This is a genomic window from Vibrio sp. 10N.286.55.E10, assembly GCF_002872555.1.
GTDB classification, from domain to species: domain Bacteria; phylum Pseudomonadota; class Gammaproteobacteria; order Enterobacterales; family Vibrionaceae; genus Vibrio; species Vibrio crassostreae.
The window spans coordinates 64,475-86,500 of the sequence record NZ_MCSD01000013.1; the positions used below are offsets into that span (position 1 = coordinate 64,475).

Consider the following 22,026-nt stretch of genomic DNA (forward strand, 5'->3'; position numbering starts at 1 on the left):
TGTCTAGAATCTGGTATATTATTGACCGTTTTTTAAATCAAGCTAGCGGTTATTATCCAAACTTTTGAGATAAGTGACGGCTACTTTTATGAGTGAATCGAGAATCCATGTCTACTCCACAGATTGATAAGTTAAGAAATATCGCGATCATCGCGCACGTTGACCACGGTAAAACGACTTTGGTTGATAAACTGCTACAACAGTCAGGCACTCTTGAGTCTCGTGGTGAAGCTGAAGAGCGTGTCATGGATTCGAATGACATCGAAAAAGAGCGTGGCATTACCATTCTTGCTAAGAACACAGCAATCAACTGGAATGATTACCGCATCAACATCGTAGATACTCCGGGACACGCGGACTTCGGTGGTGAAGTTGAGCGTATCATGTCTATGGTTGATTCTGTTCTGCTTATCGTTGACGCAGTTGACGGCCCAATGCCTCAAACTCGTTTCGTAACGCAAAAAGCATTCGCACACGGTCTTAAGCCAATCGTTGTAATCAACAAAATTGACCGCCCAGGCGCTCGTCCTGATTGGGTTATGGATCAAGTATTCGACCTTTTCGACAACCTAGGTGCTACTGATGAGCAACTAGACTTCACAGTTGTTTACGCTTCAGCTCTAAACGGTTGGGCAACAATGACTGAAGGCGAAACTGGCGAGAACATGGAACCATTGTTCCAAGCTGTTGTTGATACAGTAGACGCGCCTGCAGTTGACCTTGACGGTCCACTACAAATGCAAATTTCGCAACTTGATTACAGCTCTTACGTAGGTGTTATCGGTGTTGCTCGTGTTACTCGTGGTTCTGTTAAGCCAAACCAACAAGTAACTATCGTAAATGCAGAAGGCAAAAAACGTAACGGTAAAGTAGGTACAGTTCTTGGTTACCTAGGTCTTGACCGTCACGAAGTTGAGCAAGCTAACGCTGGCGACATCATTGCAATCACTGGTCTTGGTGAGCTGAAAATTTCAGACACTATCTGTGACGTAAACAATGTTGAAGCAATGACTCCGCTTTCTGTTGATGAACCAACAGTAACAATGACGTTCCAAGTAAACACTTCTCCGTTCGCGGGTAAAGAAGGTAAGTTCGTTACTTCACGTAACATCCTTGAGCGTCTAGAGAAAGAACTAGTACACAACGTTGCACTACGTGTTGAAGAAACTGATAACCCAGATCGTTTCCGTGTTTCAGGTCGTGGTGAACTTCACCTATCTATCCTGATCGAAAACATGCGTCGTGAAGGTTTCGAGCTAGCTGTATCTCGTCCAGAAGTTATCATCAAGAAAGACGAAGATGGCAACCTAACTGAACCGTTTGAAACTGTGACTATCGACGTGCTTGAAGAGCACCAAGGTGGCATCATGGAAAACATCGGTCTACGTAAAGGTGAGCTAACTGATATGTCTCCAGATGGCAAAGGCCGTGTTCGCATGGACTTCATGATGCCTTCTCGTGGTCTTATCGGTTTCCAAACTGAGTTCCTAACGCTAACGTCTGGTTCTGGTCTTCTTTACCACTCATTTGATCACTACGGTCCTCACAAAGGCGGCGTAATTGGTCAACGTAACAACGGTGTTCTAATCTCGAACGCTACTGGTAAAGCTCTGACTTACGCACTATTCAACCTACAAGAACGTGGTCGTCTATTTGCTGAGCACGCGGATGAAGTATACGAAGGTCAAATCATCGGTATTCATAACCGTTCAAACGACCTAACAGTAAACTGTCTGAAAGGTAAGCAGCTAACGAACGTTCGTGCATCAGGTACTGATGAAGCACAGGTTCTTTCGCCACCTATCCGTCACACTCTAGAGCAAGCTCTTGAGTTCATCGACGAAGACGAACTAGTAGAAGTAACGCCAGTAAGCATTCGTATCCGTAAGAAGCTTCTTACTGAAAACGAACGTAAGCGTGCAGCACGTCCAGCTAAGGCTTAATTGCCAGCTGACCAGCTTCTAGCTAATTAAGAAAGCCCTGAGTAGCCTAGCTGCTCGGGGCTTTTGTTTTATATGGCATTAGGATAGATACGGGTAAACGAGATGCGGGATACGAAGAGCGTGTTCCATACCTATTCATCGAATCGTCATTCCAGAATCGAGGGACGAGATATCTGGAATCTTTTTACGGCATGGAAGAGATTCCCTATCACGCTCGTTCCTCGCTGTAGGGAATGACGGTGGTTTGTTTAGTGCGAGTAGACGAGATGCGTGATACGAAGAGCGTGTTTTATATCTACTCATCGAATCGTCATTCCAGAATTGAGGGACGAGATATCTGGAATCTAGCTTTTGATTCCTAGGTGGCTTTCAACGAATTGAACTCGCTCAGCTACCGACATAAATGGCACTTCAACGATCTCATAACCTAGCTCTTGATAGACGTTGACCAGCGCGTAGTGAATCTCTAATGCTTCTTCAAAGGGGTAAGGGCGCACTTCATCTTGAACATAAATCGAAGCCTCTGGTCGGCAGAACAAGACTTGTGAGTGATAACCCTTGCTTGCTTCTCGGTAAGTCGCATCTATATCTAGTTTAGCCTGAGCCAAATAGCCACCGATATCTGGAATAGCGCGATCGAGAAATGCAGTTGGGTGCTGCCTCGCTTGCTCTTTCTGCTCGCTCATTACACCTAAACATAGCTGAGCAAAGCCCGGAAGGTCTAACCAAGGCAAGATACCGTTTTCAAGCTGACTTTGTTCTTCGATCAGCTGGCGAGAGGACTCTGCGAAGGTTGGGTAACCCATGTCACCCAAGGCATTAATCAGAGTTGTTTTTCCGGCTCCGGGACCGCCAGTAATAATGATTGGGTTCATACGGGCTTATCTTGATTCGTTTCTACTGATGTTATTTTTGGTTCAGCTGAGCTAGGAATTTATCTGATTCTGCGATGGCAGCATTCATCTGCTTAATCGCGTAGGCGATGTCTTTTTCTAAGCTCATGAACTCGCCTTGCAGTGAACCAACCGCACTCGCATTGAGGTTGTGCTTGAGATAAAGCGTGTTGTCGCGAAGAGTGTTCAGTACCGGATCCATTTTCTTCTCAGCTCTTTTCATTGCTGATAGCATGGTTTGGTAAGACGATTTGGTTTCACGCAGCTTTTTCTCACTTGAACGACGCAGTGAATCACTGGTGTAGAGATCTAACTCACCCTGCCACTCTTCAAATAGCGCATCGGACACATCTTCAATCGCAGCAATGCGGTCACTGACATTTTGTGCGGCTTTCTCGCTGTCTTGGTATTTATCATTAATCTTGTTGTACATGTCTTCAAGGTCGCCACCACTGAAGTTAGTCAGGCTACTCAAGGCTTCAAGTGCGCTGGTAAATTCTTCCTGAGCATCCTGCTGAGACTCTTTCGCGTCTTCTACTCTGTCGACCATAATGTCACGTTTGTGGTAACCCACTTGCTCCATTGCGGAGTAATAAGCGGATTGGCATCCAGTAAGAGTAAAAATAGAGAGGACTATAACTATTAAATAAGGCATCCTAGTTTCCTATAGTTAAATAATATCAATCGTAGTAAATAACTGCTCAATCTAGCTTGTTAAAATGCTCGATAACGGCGTTAGAATTTTTGATTGTAGAATGACTACTTATCGAAACTATTCTTTGCCGAGAAGGGCTTCCTTGTTCTCAAGCCTTTTTCCTACGCTATTTTTGAACATTTACTTACTGTGATTAATATAACGGAATAATAATTAGGACTATGAACGAGTTACCAGGGAGTTACAAGTTGAAGATAAAAAAGGTCGCCACACTCAGTATTCAGTTTTCTCGCTATCTTTTGGCGCGCATGACGCATGATAGAGTCAACGTGAATGCGGGGTACTTGGCGTACATTACCTTGCTCTCAATTGTGCCGATGTTGACGGTTTTGCTCTCTATCTTGTCGTCATTCTCAGTCTTTGCTGATGTTGGCGTGGTGATTCAAAATTTCGTCATTACCAACTTTGTTCCAGCATCAGGAGATGCGGTGCACGGTGCTTTGTTAGAGTTCGTTGCCAATACCGGCAAGATGACGGCGGTAGGTAGTGTGTTCTTATTCATTGCAGCGCTGATGCTGATCTCGAATATTGATAAGAACCTAAACTACATCTGGCGAGTAACGGAAAAGCGACGTGCGGTGCTGTCTTTTTCTATGTACTGGATGGTGCTCACGCTTGGACCTATCTTGGTCGGTGCGAGTATTGCTGCAACGTCTTACGTGACATCATTGAGCTTATTGCAAAATGAGGTGGTGTCTGGTGCCTTTAATACCGTGATTCGCAAACTTCCTTTGATTCTCTCTTTCTTTGCGTTCTTCGGTCTGTACCTGCTGGTTCCCAACAAAAAGATACACTTTTCTCATGCAGCAGCGGGCTCTCTGGTTGCGGCTCTGTTGTTCGAACTCAGTAAGAAAGGCTTTGCAGCCTACATTACGCAATTCCCTTCTTACCAGTTGATTTATGGCGCATTAGCGGCAATTCCTATTCTGTTTGTTTGGGTGTATTTGTGCTGGTTGATCGTGCTGGTGGGGGCTGAGGTGACGGCCGCATTGGGTGAGCAGGAACAGTGGAGTGACTCGAAAGAAATGGTACACTCGTCGGATAAAGACAAAATCACAGAGCAAGGAAACAACAGTGATAGCACTGATCCAGAGAGTAAGTGAAGCTGCCGTCCGTGTTGATGGCGAAGTAGTTGGTGAGATTGAGCAAGGCTTATTGGTTTTGTTAGGCGTAGAAAAAGGTGATGACGAAGCCAAAGCCAAGCGTTTGATGGAACGAGTAACTACTTATCGTGTCTTTGGAGATGAAGACGATAAAATGAACCTCAACGTGAAACAGGTAGAAGGTAAGGTATTAGTGGTGTCTCAATTCACTCTGCCAGCCGATACCAAGAAAGGGACACGAGCAGGGTTTTCTCGTGGTGCTCACCCAGAAGATGCAGAGCGTCTTTACAACTATTTCTCTGACCAATGTGAATCAGTGTTGCCAACGGAACGTGGCCGCTTCGCAGCCGACATGAAAGTGTCTTTGGTTAATGATGGCCCAGTAACATTCTGGCTGCAGGTTTAGGCTTAAAGGAATAAGCATGTTTAAACTCATAACACCGACCACCGAAAATCAGCTAAACAAGTATTACCATTTTCGTTGGCAGATGCTCCGTGAACCTTGGCGAATGCCGGTAGGTTCAGAGCGCGATGAATATGACCCAATGAGTCACCATCGTATGATTGTTGATGGCCGTGGTCGCCCGATGGCGATTGGTCGTCTGTATATCACCCCAGATCTAGAAGGTCAGATCCGCTACATGGCGGTGAAGAACTCTCGCCGAAGCAAAGGCATGGGCTCACTGATCTTGGTTGCGCTAGAGTCATTAGCGCGTCAAGAGGGCGCTAAGCGCTTGGTGTGTAATGCACGTGAAGATGCGATCTCATTCTATGAGAAGAATGAATTTGAACGTCGCGGTGAGATTAACGACCAACGTGGCCCAGTGCGTCACCAACAAATGGTTAAGCACCTTGACCCAATGGCGGATGTACTGCGCAAACCTGAATGGTGTAATGAGCTGCAGCAGCGCTGGGAACATCAGATCCCGATCAGTGACAAGATGGGCATCAAGATTAACCAATATACAGGTTACCAATTTGAGTGTAGTGCTCAACTGAATCCTAATTTGAACCCGCATAACACCATGTTTGCAGGCTCCGCCTTTACGCTTGCGACTTTAACGGGTTGGGGTATGACGTGGTTACTGATGAAAGAGCGTGGCCTGACCGGTGATATCGTATTGGCAGACAGTAATATTCGTTATCGTCATCCGGTTGAGCAAAATCCTGTTGCCTCTACTTCGTTAGACGGTATCAGTGGTGATTTAGACCGCCTCGCGTCAGGCAGAAAGGCACGTATCATCATTCACGTGACCATTCACAGCGGCGATGTGGAAGCGGTAGAGTTTACCGGTACCTATATGCTGATCCCTGATTATAAGAAAATACTATCGACGGATAGCAAGGCGAGTGAATAACTTCACGCTCGCTTGATGATAGATAGAATTATTGATTGAAAGCGCTACTCCTGAGGAGTGGCGCTTTTTTGTTGGCAGTCGTTAATCTCCGAATACTCCGCTTGGGTGAGCTTGCCTGAGATTTGATGGCATGTGTCCGATAGGGTAATCGATAGGGTGTGTTGCTCGGCTTTAAGCAAGTCGAGCTCTCCAGAAACCTCACCATTGAGCGTTTGAATCCTTTGTTCGCCTTGCTCTGCTGCCGATGCACCAATAATGTGCATCGGTTCGAGAGTGAAGCGTCCACGGTCAAAATTGGCATTGAGCTCTGGGATCTCGAATACGTTATCGGTTGAAGTTTCAGAAAGCCTGTCGTTAAAGGTCATCACGCCTTGGCGAACGCTACCAGTGAGTTGACCTGTGGTCGAATAGCCCAGCATCAGTGAGTCGCCATATAAACCTGAAGCTTGAAGTTCGAATTCGCCATAACCGGTTGCATCGAGTGGTAATTCGAGTCGCTGCAGCATAGGCGCAATAGGTAACCCATCGGCAGAAATATCTAAGCTCCATGGCTTGCTGATTTGGTTAAAGTCGAGTGTCGCATTGGCTTCAATGTAGCCATTTCTGAGAGGTGCAAACAGACGTGTCAGCGTCCATTTCCCTTGTTCGCTATTCATTTCCATCACTGGCTGAGCGCTTACAATGTTTTGGTAGCTGGCATCATTGGCGCTCGCCATTAGCTTTCCTTGCCACAAACCTAGTTTTCTATCTTGCAGCAATTGAACTTGATGCCCCTCAACATGTAACCCTGAGACCTGCCAGTAAGGTTTTTCTGCGAGTTGGATGAGTTGACTGCGTTCTATGTTAAGTCGGCTAACCTCGATGCTCTGGAGTTGTGTGAGCCAAGGGATTAGGCGAGTAGCAGGGAGGTTTTTATCTTGGCTTTCAGTAATCCATTTTATGCCTTGCAGGTCGAGTTGCGCTAATTCAATGCTGCTAGGTGTTATTTCGCCATTGAGTTGCACAGTGCCCTGCAGGAATTGAGTATAGAAATCCTCAATCAGAATCTGGTTTGCTTCTAGGTTGAGCTTGAGGCTTGGCCCGATGAACATGTCATCATCAATGGTCACTCCTTCAGCTTGCAGAGAGAAAATGGCTTTCTGTTGCTTCCACAGTTCAAAGGGTAGTTGGATATTTTCTAACGAGGCATCAAAGGCTGCGAGATGGCCACCTTTCCACTCTACATCGCTACGCAGAATATCTAGGCTGTTGATGTGGTTAATCTGAATACCTGCCACATCCCACTCTTTGCTTAGTAGGCTTTGGGTTTGCTGCTGATTGAGTCGTAAGCCATCGATGGTCACATTCACTAACGACCAATCTTGCTGATATTGCTCTGCTTGTCCGGAAATCTTAGCGCCACGCCAGTCAAACGAAGTACCATAAAGGGTGCTGTCACTCGGCTTGAGGTCCAGGTCAATCAACAGGTTATCGAATGCTTCACCTTGCCAATATAACTGCGAGGCTGAAAGTTGGGTTTTGCCATAAGGTAGCAGTGAGTTTTGGTTATCCCACACGGGGCCGGCGATCTGAAGGTTGATGCCTCGTGCATTAAAGTCTGGAGTCGAGAAATCTAGATTATTGATCGCTAGCTGACGGAGCTTGAGGTTTGGTTGGGTAAACACTGATGTGAATGTGTCTAGATCGTTGGCTTCTAACTGCAGTCCGCTGATCAATACAGAGTCCAAAACCAGCTTAGTTTCAAGAATAGAGTCTGGGCTGAACCAGATGTCGACCTTGTCGATATACAGGGGTGGTTGTTTTTCCGATTGGCTTTGGGTGATGCCCATCAAGGTGATGTGATAAGGCGCCTGATACTCAACATCTTCAATGAGCACAGGTTGTTCAATCGTATGCTTGATAAAAAAGTTAGCAACATCGGCGCGGTATTGGGTTTGTAGGCTTAACAGCAATGCTGCGATAAACGCAACGGCGATAGCCAACACAATGCCGAACACCATCAATACCTTTTTCATTCCCTGAAAGCCTTAAATCTCAATAGTCTTAAAACAGAGTGGAACAAAAAGGGTCAAGCATCAACAAAAAAGCCCCTCAAAAGAGGGGCTTGCTACAAAAATATCATTTTAAATAGGACGTTCGCTTTTGGCTAAGCCCGAGCAGATGGTTGGATTAGTCCAGTTGAGGACCAGCGGCAACAAGTGACTTACCTTCAGCGTTGTCTGTGTACTTGTCAAAGTTGTTGATGAAGCGTTCGGCTAGATCTTTCGCTTTGCTTTCCCATTGTAGTGGGTCAGTGTACGTGTCGCGTGGGTCAAGAATCGCTGGGTCAACATCGTGTAGCGCTAGTGGCACTTCTAGGTTGAACATAGGGATAACCTTAGTATCAGCCTTGTCGATAGAGCCATCTAGGATTGCGTCGATGATGCCACGAGTATCTTGAATAGAGATACGCTTGCCTGTGCCGTTCCAACCTGTGTTCACTAGGTAAGCTTCAGCGCCAGCTGCTTCCATACGTTTCACGAGCACTTCAGCGTACTGAGTTGGGTGAAGAGTAAGGAACGCCGCACCAAATGCCGCAGAGAATGTTGGTGTTGGCTCAGTAATACCACGCTCAGTACCTGCTAGTTTCGCAGTGAAGCCAGATAGGAAGTGGTACTTCGTTTGCTCTGGAGTCAGTTTAGAAACTGGTGGTAGTACACCGAATGCATCAGCAGTCAGGAAGATAACTTTTTGAGCATGGCCTGCTTTTGATACTGGTTTAACGATGTTATCGATGTGGTGAATCGGGTAAGAAACACGAGTGTTCTCAGTTTTTGAACCGTCATCAAAGTCGATAGAACCATCACCACGAACCGTTACGTTTTCTAGTAGTGCGTCGCGACGGATTGCATTGTAGATTTCTGGTTCTGCTTCTTTAGATAGGCGAATGGTTTTCGCGTAACAACCACCTTCGAAGTTGAAGATGCCATCATCGTCCCAACCGTGCTCATCATCACCGATTAGCTCACGTTTAGGATCGGTTGATAGAGTTGTTTTACCTGTACCAGATAGGCCGAAGAAGATGGCTACATCGCCTTTTTCGCCGACGTTTGCACTACAGTGCATTGAAGCAATGCCTTGCAGAGGAAGCAGGTAGTTCATCATTGCGAACATGCCTTTCTTCATCTCACCGCCGTACCAAGTACCACCGATGATTTGAACGCGCTCTGTTAGGTTGAAAGCAACGAAGTTTTCAGAGTTCAGACCCTGTTTTTCCCAATTAGGGTTGGTTGTTTTAGCACCGTTCATTACCACGAAATCTGGTTCGAACGTTGCTAGCTCTTCGTCTGTTGGACGAATGAACATGTTCTTAACGAAGTGCGCTTGCCACGCTACTTCAGTGATAATACGTACACTTAAGCGCGTATCAGGGTTAGCACCACAATAACCGTCGATGACAAACAGGCGCTTGCCAGATAGCTGAGTTGTCACAAGCTCTTTCAGCTCATTCCATACTTCAGTTGTAATCGGTTTGTTGTCATTTTTGCCTTGATCTGACCACCACATGGTATCGCGGGTCGTGTCATCTTTAACAATGTACTTATCTTTTGGTGAGCGGCCAGTAAAGATACCAGTGTCTACCGCAACAGAGCCTAGTTCCGTTACTACGCCTTTTTCGTAGCCTTCCAAACCTGGCAGTGTTTCTTCAACGAATAACTGCTCGTAGCTAGGATTACGAAGAACTTCAGTAACGCCAGTCAGTCCGTGCTTAGTTAGATCAATTTGTGCAGCCTTTGTATGTTCCATAACGGTCATAGGTGCTCCTTGTAGGATATTTTGTAGGGATTTTGTATTAATTTTTTATTGTTATCTGCTCACCATGCTAGCAACGAGACTCGGGGGAAACAGGGATACAGCTCAAAAAATACCCATATTAACCATAGGGTTTTAAGCGTCTCGTCACATATTGGCCCAACTAGTCTATCCTGTACGCAAACCTTTGCGCTAGGGGTGAGAACATTATTAATTGATTAAAATTAAGCGGTGATTTTATTACGAGATGTTACGGAGTTTGCGCTATTTTGATCACAAAAAAGGCCAGCTTAGTGCTGACCTTTTTGGGGTAAATTACGTGTTTTAGGTACGCCGTAAATTAATGAACCGTATTGCTGCCTTTATCTGCTGCTTCTGCGTACAGTGCGTCAACATCGTTCTTGTCGAACGAGTAGTTTGTGCCACAATAATCGCAGTGCAGACCAACGCTTCCTTCGGTACTTAGGATGTCGTAGATCTCTTCTTGAGCAACGGTAATGATTGCAGCTGCGCTTCGATCGCGTGAACAGCCGCAGAAGAACTCAACCGGTTGTGGTGTGAATAGCTGTACTTTCTCTTGGTTGTACAAACGGTAAAGCAGTTCGTTTGCTTCAAGAGAAAATAGCTCTTCGTTTTTCACTGTGTCTGTCAGTTGCTCTAGGTGCTCGAAGTCGTCTGGTGTGCCAGTGCCGTCAGGCATAACTTGCAGCAACATACCTGCAGCATGTGCTTTGCCTTCGTGCTCGCCAGTGCGTAACCATAGACGGGTCTTAAGCTGTTCAGAGTTTGCGAAGTAACCTTCAAGTACTTCAGCTAGTGTGTCGCCTTCAAGACCAACGATACCTTGGTAGCGCTCACCTTTCTTAGGATCGATAGTGATCACTAGGTGGCCTTTACCCATTAGGTCGTGTAGACCTGCGTCATCTGCGATATCGCCTTCAAAACGAGCAACACCACGGATCTTCTGATCGTGGTCGCCATTGATAACTGCTAGAGATACTGGGCCGTCACCTTGCAATTGCATCGTGATAGAACCTTCAAACTTTAAGGTCGCAGTTAATAGCGTTGTTGATACCAATAGCTCGCCCAGTAGTTTTTGCACTGGTGCTGGGTATTCCTTGCTAGAAATAATCTGTTGGTACGCTTCATCCATTTGTACCAATTCACCACGTACTGATAGGTCTTCAAATAGGTAGCGATTTAAAACATTACTTGTAGACATTGGGTCTGCCATTTGGCTATTCCTTCTAGCTTATTGAGTCTTGAACTTAATGATGTCACGACGTTGCTTCTTATCAGGGCGACGCTCTGGAGCTGGGTTATGAGCATTCAGTTTACGCTGTGTCGCAAACTCTTCTCTTTTTGCCAAGCTCTCGGTGGTTTCTTCATAGAGGGTTTGAGCGATTGGAGCTCCACCACGATGAGCAGAGATTTTCTCGATAGTCACCGTCTTTTCTTCATTACCTTGGCGCAGTGTAATCACAGCCCCAAGTTCGACAATTTTACTTGGCTTGCTGCGCTGACCATTATAGTGGACTTTGCCACCATCGACCATGTTACGAGCAATGGACCGAGTTTTGTAAAAGCGTGCTGCCCACAACCATTTATCGAGTCTGACAGCTTCATTAGCAGTTTTCATATAGGGCAGTGCCTTATTTAGTAAGAAATGAATGCGGTTTAACTGTAATGAACAGTGCGCAACATGTTTTTGATGATGCTTATCACATTAGGTAGAGGTTTTATGTGGAGGCGGTTGGCATTTTTTTCAAGTCATAATACAAAATAGCCATGTTATGCCGATTTATCGATTTGCTATGATATAGTTTAAGATCTTATTGCTTAAATAAGCTTGGTATCGAACGAATGAATAAAAAAGCTGAAAGTTTAATGATTTGCAGCGTTTGTCGTCATGAAAAGGGACAAGGAAAGTGAACTTTTTAGAGCTCAAAAGTCGCGTAGGTAATTCTCCTATGTTGAGCCGCTTATTAGAGAATGGGTTTGTACTTCAGCAGAAACTAAGCCTAGCGATCTGTTGTGTATTGATTGCTGCTTCCGCATGGATTTTAGGGCAGCTTGCATGGTTTATCGAACCTGCCGAGCACACCGTCGTGCCTTGGGCAGCATCGGCTTCATCGTCTTCAACGCCTCAATCGACCCTGGATATATCTTCTTTGCAGCAGAGCAACATGTTTGGAGCTTACAACCCAAGCACGCCCGCTGTAGTTGAACAGCAAGTTATTCAAGATGCGCCTAAGACAAGATTAAACCTCGTTTTAGTGGGTGCAGTCGCTAGTTCTAATCCAAAACTGAGCTTAGCAGTGATCGCGAATCGCGGCACGCAAGCGACCTACGGGATTAATGAAGAGATTGAAGGCACCCGAGCCAAGCTCAAAGCGGTATTAGTCGATCGCGTGATCATTGATAACTCAGGACGAGACGAAACCCTGATGCTTGAAGGTATTGAGTACAAGCGTTTGGCCGTATCAGCGCCTGCGTCACCTCGAGCCTCTTCTTCGGTTCGTGGTAATAACCCGGCTTCTGCAGAAGAGAAGCTTGATGAAATTAAAGCGAAGATAATGAAAGATCCGCAACAAATCTTCCAATATGTTCGACTGTCTCAGGTGAAGCGCGACGATAGTGTTATTGGTTATCGTGTGAGCCCTGGCAAAGATTCAGAACTTTTTAACTCAGTGGGGCTCCAAAACGGAGATATTGCTACTCAGTTAAATGGACAAGACCTGACAGACCCAGCCGCTATGGGCAACATATTCCGTTCTATCTCAGAGCTGACAGAGTTAAATCTCGTCGTCGAGAGAGATGGTCAACAACATGAAGTGTTTATTGAATTTTAAAACTTTGCGTCTAACGAAGGACGAAAGTGTAGGAGAAGTACGTGAAGCATTGGTTTAAGAAAAGTGCATGGTTATTGGCAGGAAGCTTGATCTGCACACCCGCAGCCATCGCGAGTGATTTTAGTGCCAGCTTTAAAGGCACTGATATCCAAGAGTTTATTAATATTGTTGGTCGTAATTTAGAGAAGACGATCATCGTTGATCCATCGGTGCGCGGAAAAATCGATGTACGCAGCTACGACGTATTGAATGAAGAGCAATATTACAGCTTCTTCTTAAACGTATTAGAGGTGTATGGCTACGCGGTCGTTGAAATGGACTCGGGTGTTCTTAAGATCATCAAAGCTAAAGACTCTAAAACGTCGGCAATTCCCGTTGTCGGTGACCGTGATTCGATCACTGGCGACAGCGTAGTCACGCGTGTTGTGACGGTACGTAATGTCTCGGTTCGTGAGCTTTCTCCTTTGCTTCGTCAATTGAACGACAATGCCGGTGCGGGTAACGTAGTGCACTACGATCCTGCCAACATCATTCTTATTACCGGCCGAGCGGCGGTGGTAAACCGTTTAGCGGAAATCATCAAGCGTGTTGACCAAGCAGGTGATAAAGAGATTGAAGTCGTTGAGCTAAAAAATGCCTCAGCAGCAGAGATGGTACGCATTGTTGATGCGCTGAATAAAACCACAGATGCGAAGAATACGCCTGCATTCCTACAGCCTAAGCTGGTTGCTGATGAGCGTACCAATGCGATTCTGATTTCTGGTGACCCTAAGGTTCGTAGCCGTCTAAGAAAGCTTATCGAGCAACTTGATGTCGAAATGGCAACCAAGGGTAACAACCAAGTTATCTACCTAAAGTATGCGAAAGCTGAAGATTTGGTCGATGTGTTGAAAGGTGTGTCGGATAATCTGCAATCAGAGAAGCAGTCATCAACCAAAGGCAGCTCATCGCAGCGTAACCAAGTGATGATCTCTGCACACAGTGATACTAACTCTCTAGTTATTACCGCGCAGCCTGACATAATGAACGCTCTGCAAGACGTGATCGCTCAGCTGGATATTCGTCGTGCTCAAGTATTGATTGAAGCCTTGATCGTTGAAATGGCTGAAGGCGATGGCGTTAACCTTGGTGTGCAATGGGGTAACCTAGAAACAGGTGCAATGATCCAGTACAGCAACACTGGTGCGTCAATTGGTGGCGTAATGGTCGGTCTAGAAGAAGCTAAAGATTCTACTACAACCACCGCTGTTTATGACTCTGATGGAAAATTCCTACGAAATGAAACCACCACTGAAGAAGGTGATTATTCAACATTAGCCTCTGCACTTTCAGGTGTTAATGGCGCGGCAATGAGTGTGGTGATGGGTGACTGGACTGCACTTATTAGTGCGGTAGCGACCGATTCAAACTCAAACATCCTATCTTCTCCAAGTATTACCGTGATGGACAACGGCGAAGCGTCATTCATTGTGGGTGAAGAGGTGCCTGTTTTAACAGGTTCAACAGCAGGTTCAAGCAACGATAATCCATTCCAAACGGTTGAACGTAAAGAAGTGGGCATCAAGCTGAAGGTTGTTCCACAAATCAACGAAGGCGATTCTGTTCAGCTGAATATTGAACAAGAAGTGTCGAACGTATTGGGCGCGAACGGCGCGGTAGATGTACGTTTTGCTAAGCGTCAACTGAACACCTCTGTGATTGTTCAAGATGGCCAAATGCTGGTGCTGGGTGGTTTGATTGATGAACGTGCGTTAGAGAGTGAATCTAAGGTGCCATTCTTGGGTGATATTCCTGTTCTTGGGCACCTGTTCAAGTCAACCAGTACTCAGGTTGAGAAAAAGAATCTAATGGTATTCATCAAACCGACCATCATCCGTGATGGTATGACGGCTGATGGTATCACTCAGCGTAAATACAACTTCATTCGAGCTGAGCAGCTGTACAAGGCAGAGCAAGGTTTGAAACTGATGGCTGACGATAATATTCCAGTACTGCCTAAATTTGGTGCAGACATGAATCACCCGGCTGAAATCCAAGCCTTCATTGATCAAATGGAAACAGAATAATGGCTGAATTGGTAGGGGCGGCACGTACTTATCAGCGCTTGCCGTTTAGCTTTGCGAATCGCTACAAGATGGTGTTGGAATATCAGCATCCAGAGCGTCCGCCGGCACTTTATTATGTAGAGCCTCTAAAATCGGCGGCGATCATTGAAGTAAGCCGTGTGGTGAAAAATGGCTTCACGCCACAAGCGATCAGCGCAGACGAATTTGATAAAAAATTGACCGATGCGTATCAGCGTGACTCGTCGGAAGCTCGTCAGCTAATGGAAGACATTGGTGCTGACAACGACGACTTCTTCTCGCTAGCAGAAGAGTTGCCACAAGATGAAGACTTACTTGAATCGGAAGACGATGCACCAATCATCAAGCTAATTAACGCGATGTTGGGTGAGGCGATCAAAGAGGGTGCTTCAGATATTCATATCGAAACCTTTGAGAAATCACTGTCTATCCGTTTCCGTATTGATGGTGTGTTGCGTGATGTTCTTGCGCCGAGCCGTAAACTGGCTCCGCTGTTGGTGTCACGTGTCAAGGTTATGGCTAAGCTAGATATTGCGGAAAAACGCGTGCCACAAGATGGTCGTATTTCTCTGCGTATCGGTGGTCGAGCGGTCGATGTTCGTGTGTCTACGATGCCTTCATCGCACGGTGAGCGCGTGGTAATGCGTCTGTTGGATAAGAACGCGACTCGTCTAGACCTGCACAGTTTAGGCATGACGGCCGAGAACCACGAAAACTTCCGTAAGCTTATTCAGCGCCCACACGGTATCATCTTGGTTACTGGTCCTACGGGTTCTGGTAAATCAACGACCTTGTACGCTGGCCTGCAAGAGCTCAACAGTAATGAGCGAAATATTCTAACCGTTGAAGACCCAATCGAATTCGATATCGATGGCATTGGCCAAACACAAGTGAACCCTAAGGTTGATATGACCTTTGCGCGTGGTTTACGTGCCATTCTTCGTCAAGACCCGGATGTGGTAATGATTGGTGAGATACGTGACTTAGAGACCGCTGAGATCGCTGTTCAAGCCTCTTTGACCGGTCACTTAGTAATGTCGACCCTTCACACCAATACGGCAATCGGTGCGATTACACGTCTACGTGATATGGGCATCGAACCCTTCTTGATCTCTTCTTCGCTGCTGGGTGTTTTGGCTCAGCGCTTGGTTCGTACCCTATGTAACGACTGTAAAGAACCTTACGAAGCGGATAAAGAGCAGAAGAAGCTGTTTGGGTTGAAGAAGAAAGACAGCCTTACGCTTTACCATGCCAAAGGGTGTGAAAACTGCAGTCACAAAGGCTATCGAGGCCGTACCGGTATTCATGAACTCCTGATGATTGACGACTCGGTGCAAGAGCTTATTCACAGTGAAGCTGGCGAACAGGCGATTGAGAAAGCAATTCGTGGCACAACCCCAAGTATTCGAGATGATGGCTTGAGCAAAGTTCTAAAAGGGGTAACGTCCTTAGAAGAAGTGATGCGTGTGACCAAGGAAGTCTAGTATGGCGGCATTTGAATACAAAGCACTGGATGCCAAAGGTAAGAGCAAAAAAGGCTCTATTGAAGCGGATAACGCTCGTCAGGCTCGCCAACGCTTGAAAGAACAAGGCTTGATGCCGGTTGAGATGACTGAAGCCAAGGCTAAAACTGCGAAAGGTGCTCAGCCCTCGACCAGCTTTAAGCGTGGTATCAGTACACCTGATCTTGCTTTAATTACTCGACAAATATCCACGCTCGTTCAGTCTGGCATGCCGCTAGAAGAGTGTCTGAAGGCCGTGGCGGAACAATCTGAAAAGCCACGCATTCGAACCATGCTACTGGCGGTTCGTTCGAAGGTAACGGAAGGTTATTCGCTAGCGGATAGCTTGGCTGATTACCCACACATCTTCGATGAACTGTTTAGAGCCATGGTTGCGGCTGGTGAGAAATCTGGTCACTTAGATGCGGTATTGGAGCGGTTAGCCGATTATGCAGAAAACCGCCAGAAGATGCGCTCTAAGCTGCTACAAGCGATGATCTACCCTGTGGTGCTGGTGGTGTTTGCGGTGACGATTGTTTCGTTCCTGTTGGCAACCGTGGTACCTAAGATTGTCGAGCCTATTATCCAAATGGGCCAAGAGCTTCCTCAATCGACACAATTTTTATTGGCATCAAGTGAATTTATCCAGAATTGGGGTATCCAATTACTGTTGTTGATCATTGGTGTGATTGTGTTGATTAAGACCGCGCTGAAAAAACCGGGCGTTCGCATGAGTTGGGATCGCAAGCTATTAAGCATTCCACTGATCGGCAAAATAGCAAAAGGGATTAATACCTCTCGTTTTGCTCGAACACTCTCTATCTGTACTTCGAGTGCGATTCCTATTCTTGAAGGGATGAAAGTGGCGGTTGATGTAATGTCGAATCACCATGTGAAGCAACAAGTATTACAGGCATCAGACAGTGTTAGAGAAGGGGCAAGCCTGCGTAAAGCGCTCGATCAAACCAAACTCTTCCCTCCAATGATGCTGCATATGATCGCCAGTGGTGAGCAGAGTGGTCAGTTAGAACAAATGCTGACAAGAGCGGCGGACAACCAAGACCAAAGCTTTGAATCGACCGTGAATATCGCGCTAGGTATTTTCACACCAGCACTTATCGCTTTGATGGCAGGCTTAGTGCTGTTCATTGTGATGGCGACCTTAATGCCGATGCTTGAAATGAATAATTTAATGAGCGGCTAAATGACTGCTCACAAGACGTTAGTTTTTGGATTATCGAGAAGAAGGACATTATTACCTTCAACTCGCTGTCTGTAATTTGGAGAAAATAATGAAAAACAGAATGAAGAAACAATCAGGCTTTACCCTATTAGAAGTGATGGTTGTTGTGGTTATCCTTGGCGTATTGGCGAGCTTTGTTGTACCTAACCTATTGGGTAACAAAGAGAAGGCTGACCAACAAAAAGCCATCACTGATATCGTGGCGCTAGAGAATGCGCTCGATATGTACAAACTGGATAACAGCGTTTACCCAACAACGGATCAAGGTCTTGATGCATTGGTTTCTAAACCAAGTAGCCCAGAGCCTCGTAACTACCGTGACGGTGGCTACATCAAGCGTCTACCTAACGACCCATGGGGCAATGAGTACCAATACCTAAGCCCTGGTGATAACGGCACTATCGATATCTTTACACTTGGCGCTGATGGCCAAGAAGGTGGTGAAGGTATTGCTGCGGATATCGGCAACTGGAACATGCAAGACTTTCAGTAAGCCTAGGCTTATTGTCACTTGATGCCGTTATTTGATGTTAGGACGTAAACAGATGGAGTCTAAAGGTGAAAACTAAGCAAACACAGCCAGGTTTCACCTTAATTGAGATTCTTTTGGTATTGGTATTACTGTCAGTAACGGCGGTCGCGGTGATCGCGACCATTCCTACCAATAGTAAAGATGTTGCTAAAAAATACGCTCAAAGTTTTTATCAACGAGTTCAGCTACTCAATGAAGAAGCTATTTTAAGTGGCTTGGATTTTGGTGTTCGGGTTGATGAAAAAAAATCGACCTATGTACTGATGGCGCTTAAGTCTGAAGGCTGGCAAGAAGTCGACTTTGAAAAAATCCCCTCTTCAACTGAATTGCCGGAAGAACTCGCATTGTCACTGACTCTAGGTGGTGGTGCATGGGAAGACGATGATCGGCTGTTCAATCCAGGAAGCTTGTTTGATGAAGATATGTTTGCGGATCTGGAAGAGGAAAAGAAGCCAAAGCCACCACAGATCTACATCTTGTCGAGTGCTGAAATGACGCCATTTGTATTGTCGTTTTATCCAAATACCGGAGACACCATACAAGATGGTTGGCGTATTCGAGTATTGGATAATGGTGTCATTCGATTACTAGAGCCGGGAGAAGAATATGAAGAGGAATAACCGTTCTCCTTCTCGTGGTATGACCCTTGGTTCTCGAGGAATGACTCTGCTTGAAGTATTGGTTGCGCTCGCTATTTTCGCAACGGCAGCGATCAGTGTGATTCGTGCTGTTACGCAGCACATCAATACTCTCAGTTATCTAGAAGAAAAAACCTTCGCTGCTATGGTCGTTGATAATCAAATGGCCTTGGTGATGCTGCATCCTGAGAAGCTTAAAAAAGCACAGGGTACACAAGAGTTGGCTGGAAGAGAGTGGTTCTGGAAAGTTACGCCAATCGATACTAGCGATGATTTATTAAAGGCGTTTGATGTGAGTGTGGCAACCAATAAAAAAGCTTCTCCAGTGGTCACGGTGCGCAGCTATGTGGTTAACTAAAAACGTGTGGTTAGCTAAGAGCAAGTCGCTAGGTAAGAGCATGTCGGCAAATAAGCGTACGCCACGTAAACAAGGTCTATCTTCAAAAGGGAGAGGCTTTACCTTAATTGAAGTTTTGGTCTCGATCGCTATCTTTGCCACGTTGAGCATGGCGGCTTATCAGGTAGTGAATCAGGTTCAGCGCAGCAATGAACTCTCAATCGAGCGCAGTGCCCGCTTGAATCAACTGCAACGTAGTTTAGTCATTTTAGATAATGACTTTCGCCAGATGGCGGTGCGAAAATTTCGTACCAACGGTGAAGAAGCATCATCTAAGCTGATACTAATGAAAGAGTATTTACTGGATTCCGACAGCGTTGGCATCATGTTTACTCGCCTTGGTTGGCATAACCCACAGCAGCAGTTTCCTCGCGGAGAGGTCACCAAAGTGGGCTACCGTATTAAAGAAGAAACACTTGAGCGTGTGTGGTGGCGTTACCCCGATACCCCTGCAGGCCAAGAAGGTGTGATTACGCCTTTGCTTGATGATGTTGAAAGCTTGGAATTCGAGTTTTATGACGGAAGCCGCTGGGGCAAAGAGTGGCAAACCGACAAATCACTACCGAAAGCGGTAAGGTTAAAGCTAACCTTGAAAGATTATGGTGAGATAGAGCGTGTTTATCTCACTCCCGGTGGCACGCTATATCAGGCCGATGATGCTTCAAACAGTGACTCTTCAGGCAGTAATGAGGGGAATAATGACTCATCGAACTAACAAGCTTGCACGGACAAGGTCAGCTATGGGTCGTAAGCAGCGTGGTGTCGCGCTGATCATTATCCTGATGCTATTGGCGATCATGGCAACTATCGCTGGCAGTATGTCGGAACGTCTGTTTACGCAATTCAAGCGCGTTGGTAATCAACTGAATTACCAACAGGCTTATTGGTACAGCATTGGCGTAGAAGCGCTGGTGCAAGACGGCATTAGGCAAAGCTACAAAGACAGTGATACCGTAAACTTAAGTCAACCATGGGCGCTAGAAGAGCAGGTATACCCATTGGATTACGGTCAAGTTAAGGGACGCATCGTTGATGCTCAGGCTTGCTTTAATCTCAATGCATTGGCGGGAGTGACGACCACTTCAAGTAACCAGACACCTTATTTGATCACGGTTTGGCAAACCTTATTAGAAAACCAAGACGTTGAGCCTTATCAGGCCGAGGTTATTGCAAACTCAACGTGGGAATTTGTTGACGCAGATACCCGAACCACCTCTTCAGCGGGGGTAGAAGACAGCACCTATGAAGCGATGAAGCCATCTTATTTGGCGGCGAATGGCTTAATGGCGGATGAATCTGAGCTAAGAGCGGTTTATCAGGTCACGGGTGAAGTGATGAATAAGGTTCGCCCGTTTGTTTGCGCTCTACCGAGCGACGATTTTCGCTTGAACGTGAATACACTCACGGAAAAGCAGGCGTCTTTATTGGAGGCGATGTTTGCACCTGGTTTAAGTGAGTCAGATGCTAAACAGCTAATAGACAAACGCCCATTTGATGGCTGGGATACGGTGGATGCTTTTATGGCTGAACCTGCCATTGTTGGCGTGAGTGCCGAAGTTAGCAAAAAAGCGAAAGCATATTTAACTGTAGATAGCGCCTATTTTGAGCTAGATGCAGAGGTATTAGTTGAGCAGTCACGTGTACGTATACGGACGCTTTTCTATAGTAGTAATCGAGAAACAGTGACGGTAGTACGCCGTCGTTTTGGAGGAATCAGTGAGCGAGTTTCTGACCGTTCGACTGAGTAGCGAACCACAAAGCCCTGTGCAGTGGTTAGTTTGGTCGACAAGCCAACAAGAAGTGATAGCAAGTGGCGAGTTGTCTAGCTGGGAGCAGTTGGATGAGTTAACGCCTTACGCTGAAAAGCGCAGCTGTATCGCTTTATTGCCGGGAAATGAATGCTTAATTAAGCGTGTTGAGATCCCGAAAGGTGCTGCTCGCCAGTTCGATTCTATGCTGCCGTTTTTATTAGAAGACGAAGTCGCACAAGATATCGAAGATTTACACCTGACGATTTTAGATAAAGACGCAACGCACGCTACCGTGTGTGGTGTCGACCGCGAATGGTTAAAGCAAGCTTTAGACCTGTTTCGTGAAGCCAATATTATCTTCCGTAAGGTGTTACCAGATACACTGGCCGTGCCTCTGGAAGAATCTGGCATCAGTGCATTGCAGATCGACCAGCATTGGTTATTGCGCCAAGGTAACTCTCAACGTCAAGGTAACTATCAAGCCGTGTCGATCAGCGAAGCATGGTTACCTATGTTTCTGCAAAGTGATTGGGTTGTTGCTGATGACGAAGAGCAAGCGACGACTATCTTTAGCTATACCGCGATGCCGAGCGAAGACGTTCAACAGCAGAGCGGTGCGAATTGGCAAGCAAAGCCTGCGGAATTGGTGATGTCTTTGCTGAGCCAACAAGCGATCACAAGCGGCGTAAATTTACTGACTGGCACCTTTAAAACCAAATCTTCATTCAGTAAATATTGGCGCGTATGGCAGAAAGTAGCGATTGCTGCTTGTTTGCTGGTGGCTGTGATTGTGACTCAACAAGTGTTGAAGGTTCAACAATACGAAGCTCAAGCACAAGCTTACCGCATGGAGAGTGAACGTATTTTCAGAGCAGTGCTCCCAGGTAAACAACGTATCCCAACAGTGAGCTATCTTAAGCGTCAGATGAACGATGAAGCCAAGAAATATGGCGGTTCAGGCGAGGGTGACTCCTTACTAGGCTGGCTAGCGTTATTGCCAGAAACGCTAGGGCAGGTGAAGTCAATCGAAGTCGAAAGTATTCGCTACGATGGCAACCGCTCTGAGGTTCGACTTCAGGCTAAAAGCTCTGATTTCCAACACTTTGAGACTGCGAGAGTTAAGCTCGAAGAGAAATTTACCGTTGAACAAGGTCCATTAAACCGTAATGGCGATGCTGTATTTGGCAGCTTTACTCTTAAACCCCATCAATAACCTGCGTAAG

The 22,026-nt window shown here is 46.1% G+C and carries 20 protein-coding genes; 14 read left to right on the plus strand and 6 right to left on the minus strand.

All coding sequences use genetic code 11. The annotated features are described in order from the left end of the window. The first annotated feature begins 107 nt into the window (after positions 1 to 107). On the plus strand, positions 108 to 1,943 hold the full coding sequence (gene typA / locus BCV39_RS09780) for a translational GTPase TypA (RefSeq protein ID WP_017059220.1): 1,836 nt from the start codon (positions 108 to 110) through the stop codon (positions 1,941 to 1,943). A gap of 344 nt (positions 1,944 to 2,287) precedes the next feature. Here typA and BCV39_RS09785 read toward each other — a convergent pair whose 3' ends face one another. Further along, entirely contained in the window at positions 2,288 to 2,818 is a 531-nt protein-coding gene (locus BCV39_RS09785) for an AAA family ATPase (protein ID WP_102432204.1), read from the minus strand. A 31-nt stretch (positions 2,819 to 2,849) separates the two neighbouring features. After that, positions 2,850 to 3,491 (minus strand): DUF2959 domain-containing protein, encoded by a 642-nt coding sequence (locus tag BCV39_RS09790; protein ID WP_048663052.1) that lies wholly within the window; start codon positions 3,489 to 3,491, stop codon positions 2,850 to 2,852. 221 nt (positions 3,492 to 3,712) lie between these two features. On the opposite strand from BCV39_RS09790, the gene BCV39_RS09795 reads away from it, so the two are divergent. Genes BCV39_RS09795 through BCV39_RS09805 form a run of 3 tightly spaced genes read left to right on the plus strand, consistent with a single transcriptional unit; the run spans position 3,713 to position 6,012 of the window. Next, entirely contained in the window at positions 3,713 to 4,654 is a 942-nt protein-coding gene (locus BCV39_RS09795) for a virulence factor BrkB family protein (RefSeq protein ID WP_080967389.1), read from the plus strand. After that, a complete protein-coding gene (dtd, locus tag BCV39_RS09800; RefSeq protein ID WP_004735590.1) occupies positions 4,626 to 5,060 on the plus strand; it encodes a D-aminoacyl-tRNA deacylase in 435 nt (144 codons plus the stop codon). The genes BCV39_RS09795 and dtd overlap by 29 nt, the downstream gene beginning before the upstream one ends. A gap of 16 nt (positions 5,061 to 5,076) precedes the next feature. Further along, positions 5,077 to 6,012, plus strand: coding sequence for a bifunctional GNAT family N-acetyltransferase/hotdog fold thioesterase (locus BCV39_RS09805; protein ID WP_048661291.1), 936 nt, complete (start codon positions 5,077 to 5,079; stop codon positions 6,010 to 6,012). A gap of 44 nt (positions 6,013 to 6,056) precedes the next feature. Here BCV39_RS09805 and BCV39_RS09810 read toward each other — a convergent pair whose 3' ends face one another. The 4 genes from BCV39_RS09810 to hslR form a co-directional block, all read right to left on the minus strand. Next, complete coding sequence (locus BCV39_RS09810; RefSeq protein WP_102432203.1) at positions 6,057 to 8,027, minus strand: AsmA family protein; 1,971 nt, start codon at positions 8,025 to 8,027, stop codon at positions 6,057 to 6,059. Between the two features lie 154 nt (positions 8,028 to 8,181). After that, positions 8,182 to 9,807 carry a phosphoenolpyruvate carboxykinase (ATP) gene (gene pckA / locus BCV39_RS09815; RefSeq protein ID WP_048661293.1) on the minus strand — a complete coding sequence of 542 codons (1,626 nt, stop codon included), beginning with the start codon at positions 9,805 to 9,807 and terminating at the stop codon, positions 8,182 to 8,184. Between the two features lie 337 nt (positions 9,808 to 10,144). Next, entirely contained in the window at positions 10,145 to 11,038 is an 894-nt protein-coding gene (gene hslO / locus BCV39_RS09820; RefSeq protein WP_048669600.1) for an Hsp33 family molecular chaperone HslO, read from the minus strand. Between the two features lie 18 nt (positions 11,039 to 11,056). Then, complete coding sequence (gene hslR, locus BCV39_RS09825) at positions 11,057 to 11,443, minus strand: ribosome-associated heat shock protein Hsp15 (protein ID WP_048663055.1); 387 nt, start codon at positions 11,441 to 11,443, stop codon at positions 11,057 to 11,059. Between the two features lie 331 nt (positions 11,444 to 11,774). Here hslR and gspC point away from each other — a divergent pair, with 331 nt between their 5' ends. The 10 genes from gspC to gspL all read left to right on the plus strand — a co-directional run bounded on the left by gspC (position 11,775) and on the right by gspL (position 22,016). Beyond that, entirely contained in the window at positions 11,775 to 12,656 is an 882-nt protein-coding gene (gspC, locus tag BCV39_RS09830) for a type II secretion system protein GspC (protein WP_102432202.1), read from the plus strand. Between the two features lie 41 nt (positions 12,657 to 12,697). Further along, positions 12,698 to 14,722 (plus strand): type II secretion system secretin GspD, encoded by a 2,025-nt coding sequence (gspD, locus tag BCV39_RS09835; RefSeq protein ID WP_052880256.1) that lies wholly within the window; start codon positions 12,698 to 12,700, stop codon positions 14,720 to 14,722. Continuing rightward, positions 14,722 to 16,224, plus strand: a complete 1,503-nt coding sequence (gene gspE, locus BCV39_RS09840) for a type II secretion system ATPase GspE (protein ID WP_048661298.1) — start codon at positions 14,722 to 14,724, stop codon at positions 16,222 to 16,224. Before gspD ends, gspE begins: the two co-directional genes overlap by 1 nt. 1 nt (position 16,225) lies before the next feature. Continuing rightward, a complete protein-coding gene (gspF, locus tag BCV39_RS09845) occupies positions 16,226 to 17,446 on the plus strand; it encodes a type II secretion system inner membrane protein GspF (RefSeq protein ID WP_048661299.1) in 1,221 nt (406 codons plus the stop codon). Positions 17,447 to 17,534: 88 nt separating this feature from the next. After that, a complete protein-coding gene (gspG, locus tag BCV39_RS09850; protein ID WP_017062485.1) occupies positions 17,535 to 17,978 on the plus strand; it encodes a type II secretion system major pseudopilin GspG in 444 nt (147 codons plus the stop codon). A 65-nt stretch (positions 17,979 to 18,043) separates the two neighbouring features. Then, positions 18,044 to 18,637 carry a type II secretion system minor pseudopilin GspH gene (gene gspH / locus BCV39_RS09855; RefSeq protein WP_061019412.1) on the plus strand — a complete coding sequence of 198 codons (594 nt, stop codon included), beginning with the start codon at positions 18,044 to 18,046 and terminating at the stop codon, positions 18,635 to 18,637. Beyond that, positions 18,624 to 19,013 (plus strand): type II secretion system minor pseudopilin GspI, encoded by a 390-nt coding sequence (gene gspI, locus BCV39_RS09860; RefSeq protein ID WP_102432201.1) that lies wholly within the window; start codon positions 18,624 to 18,626, stop codon positions 19,011 to 19,013. The genes gspH and gspI overlap by 14 nt, the downstream gene beginning before the upstream one ends. Further along, on the plus strand, positions 19,000 to 19,767 hold the full coding sequence (gene gspJ, locus BCV39_RS09865) for a type II secretion system minor pseudopilin GspJ (protein ID WP_102432200.1): 768 nt from the start codon (positions 19,000 to 19,002) through the stop codon (positions 19,765 to 19,767). Before gspI ends, gspJ begins: the two co-directional genes overlap by 14 nt. Then, positions 19,751 to 20,800, plus strand: coding sequence for a type II secretion system minor pseudopilin GspK (gspK, locus tag BCV39_RS09870; RefSeq protein WP_102432199.1), 1,050 nt, complete (start codon positions 19,751 to 19,753; stop codon positions 20,798 to 20,800). Before gspJ ends, gspK begins: the two co-directional genes overlap by 17 nt. Beyond that, a complete protein-coding gene (gene gspL / locus BCV39_RS09875; RefSeq protein WP_102432198.1) occupies positions 20,769 to 22,016 on the plus strand; it encodes a type II secretion system protein GspL in 1,248 nt (415 codons plus the stop codon). Before gspK ends, gspL begins: the two co-directional genes overlap by 32 nt. Positions 22,017 to 22,026 lie beyond the last annotated feature (10 nt).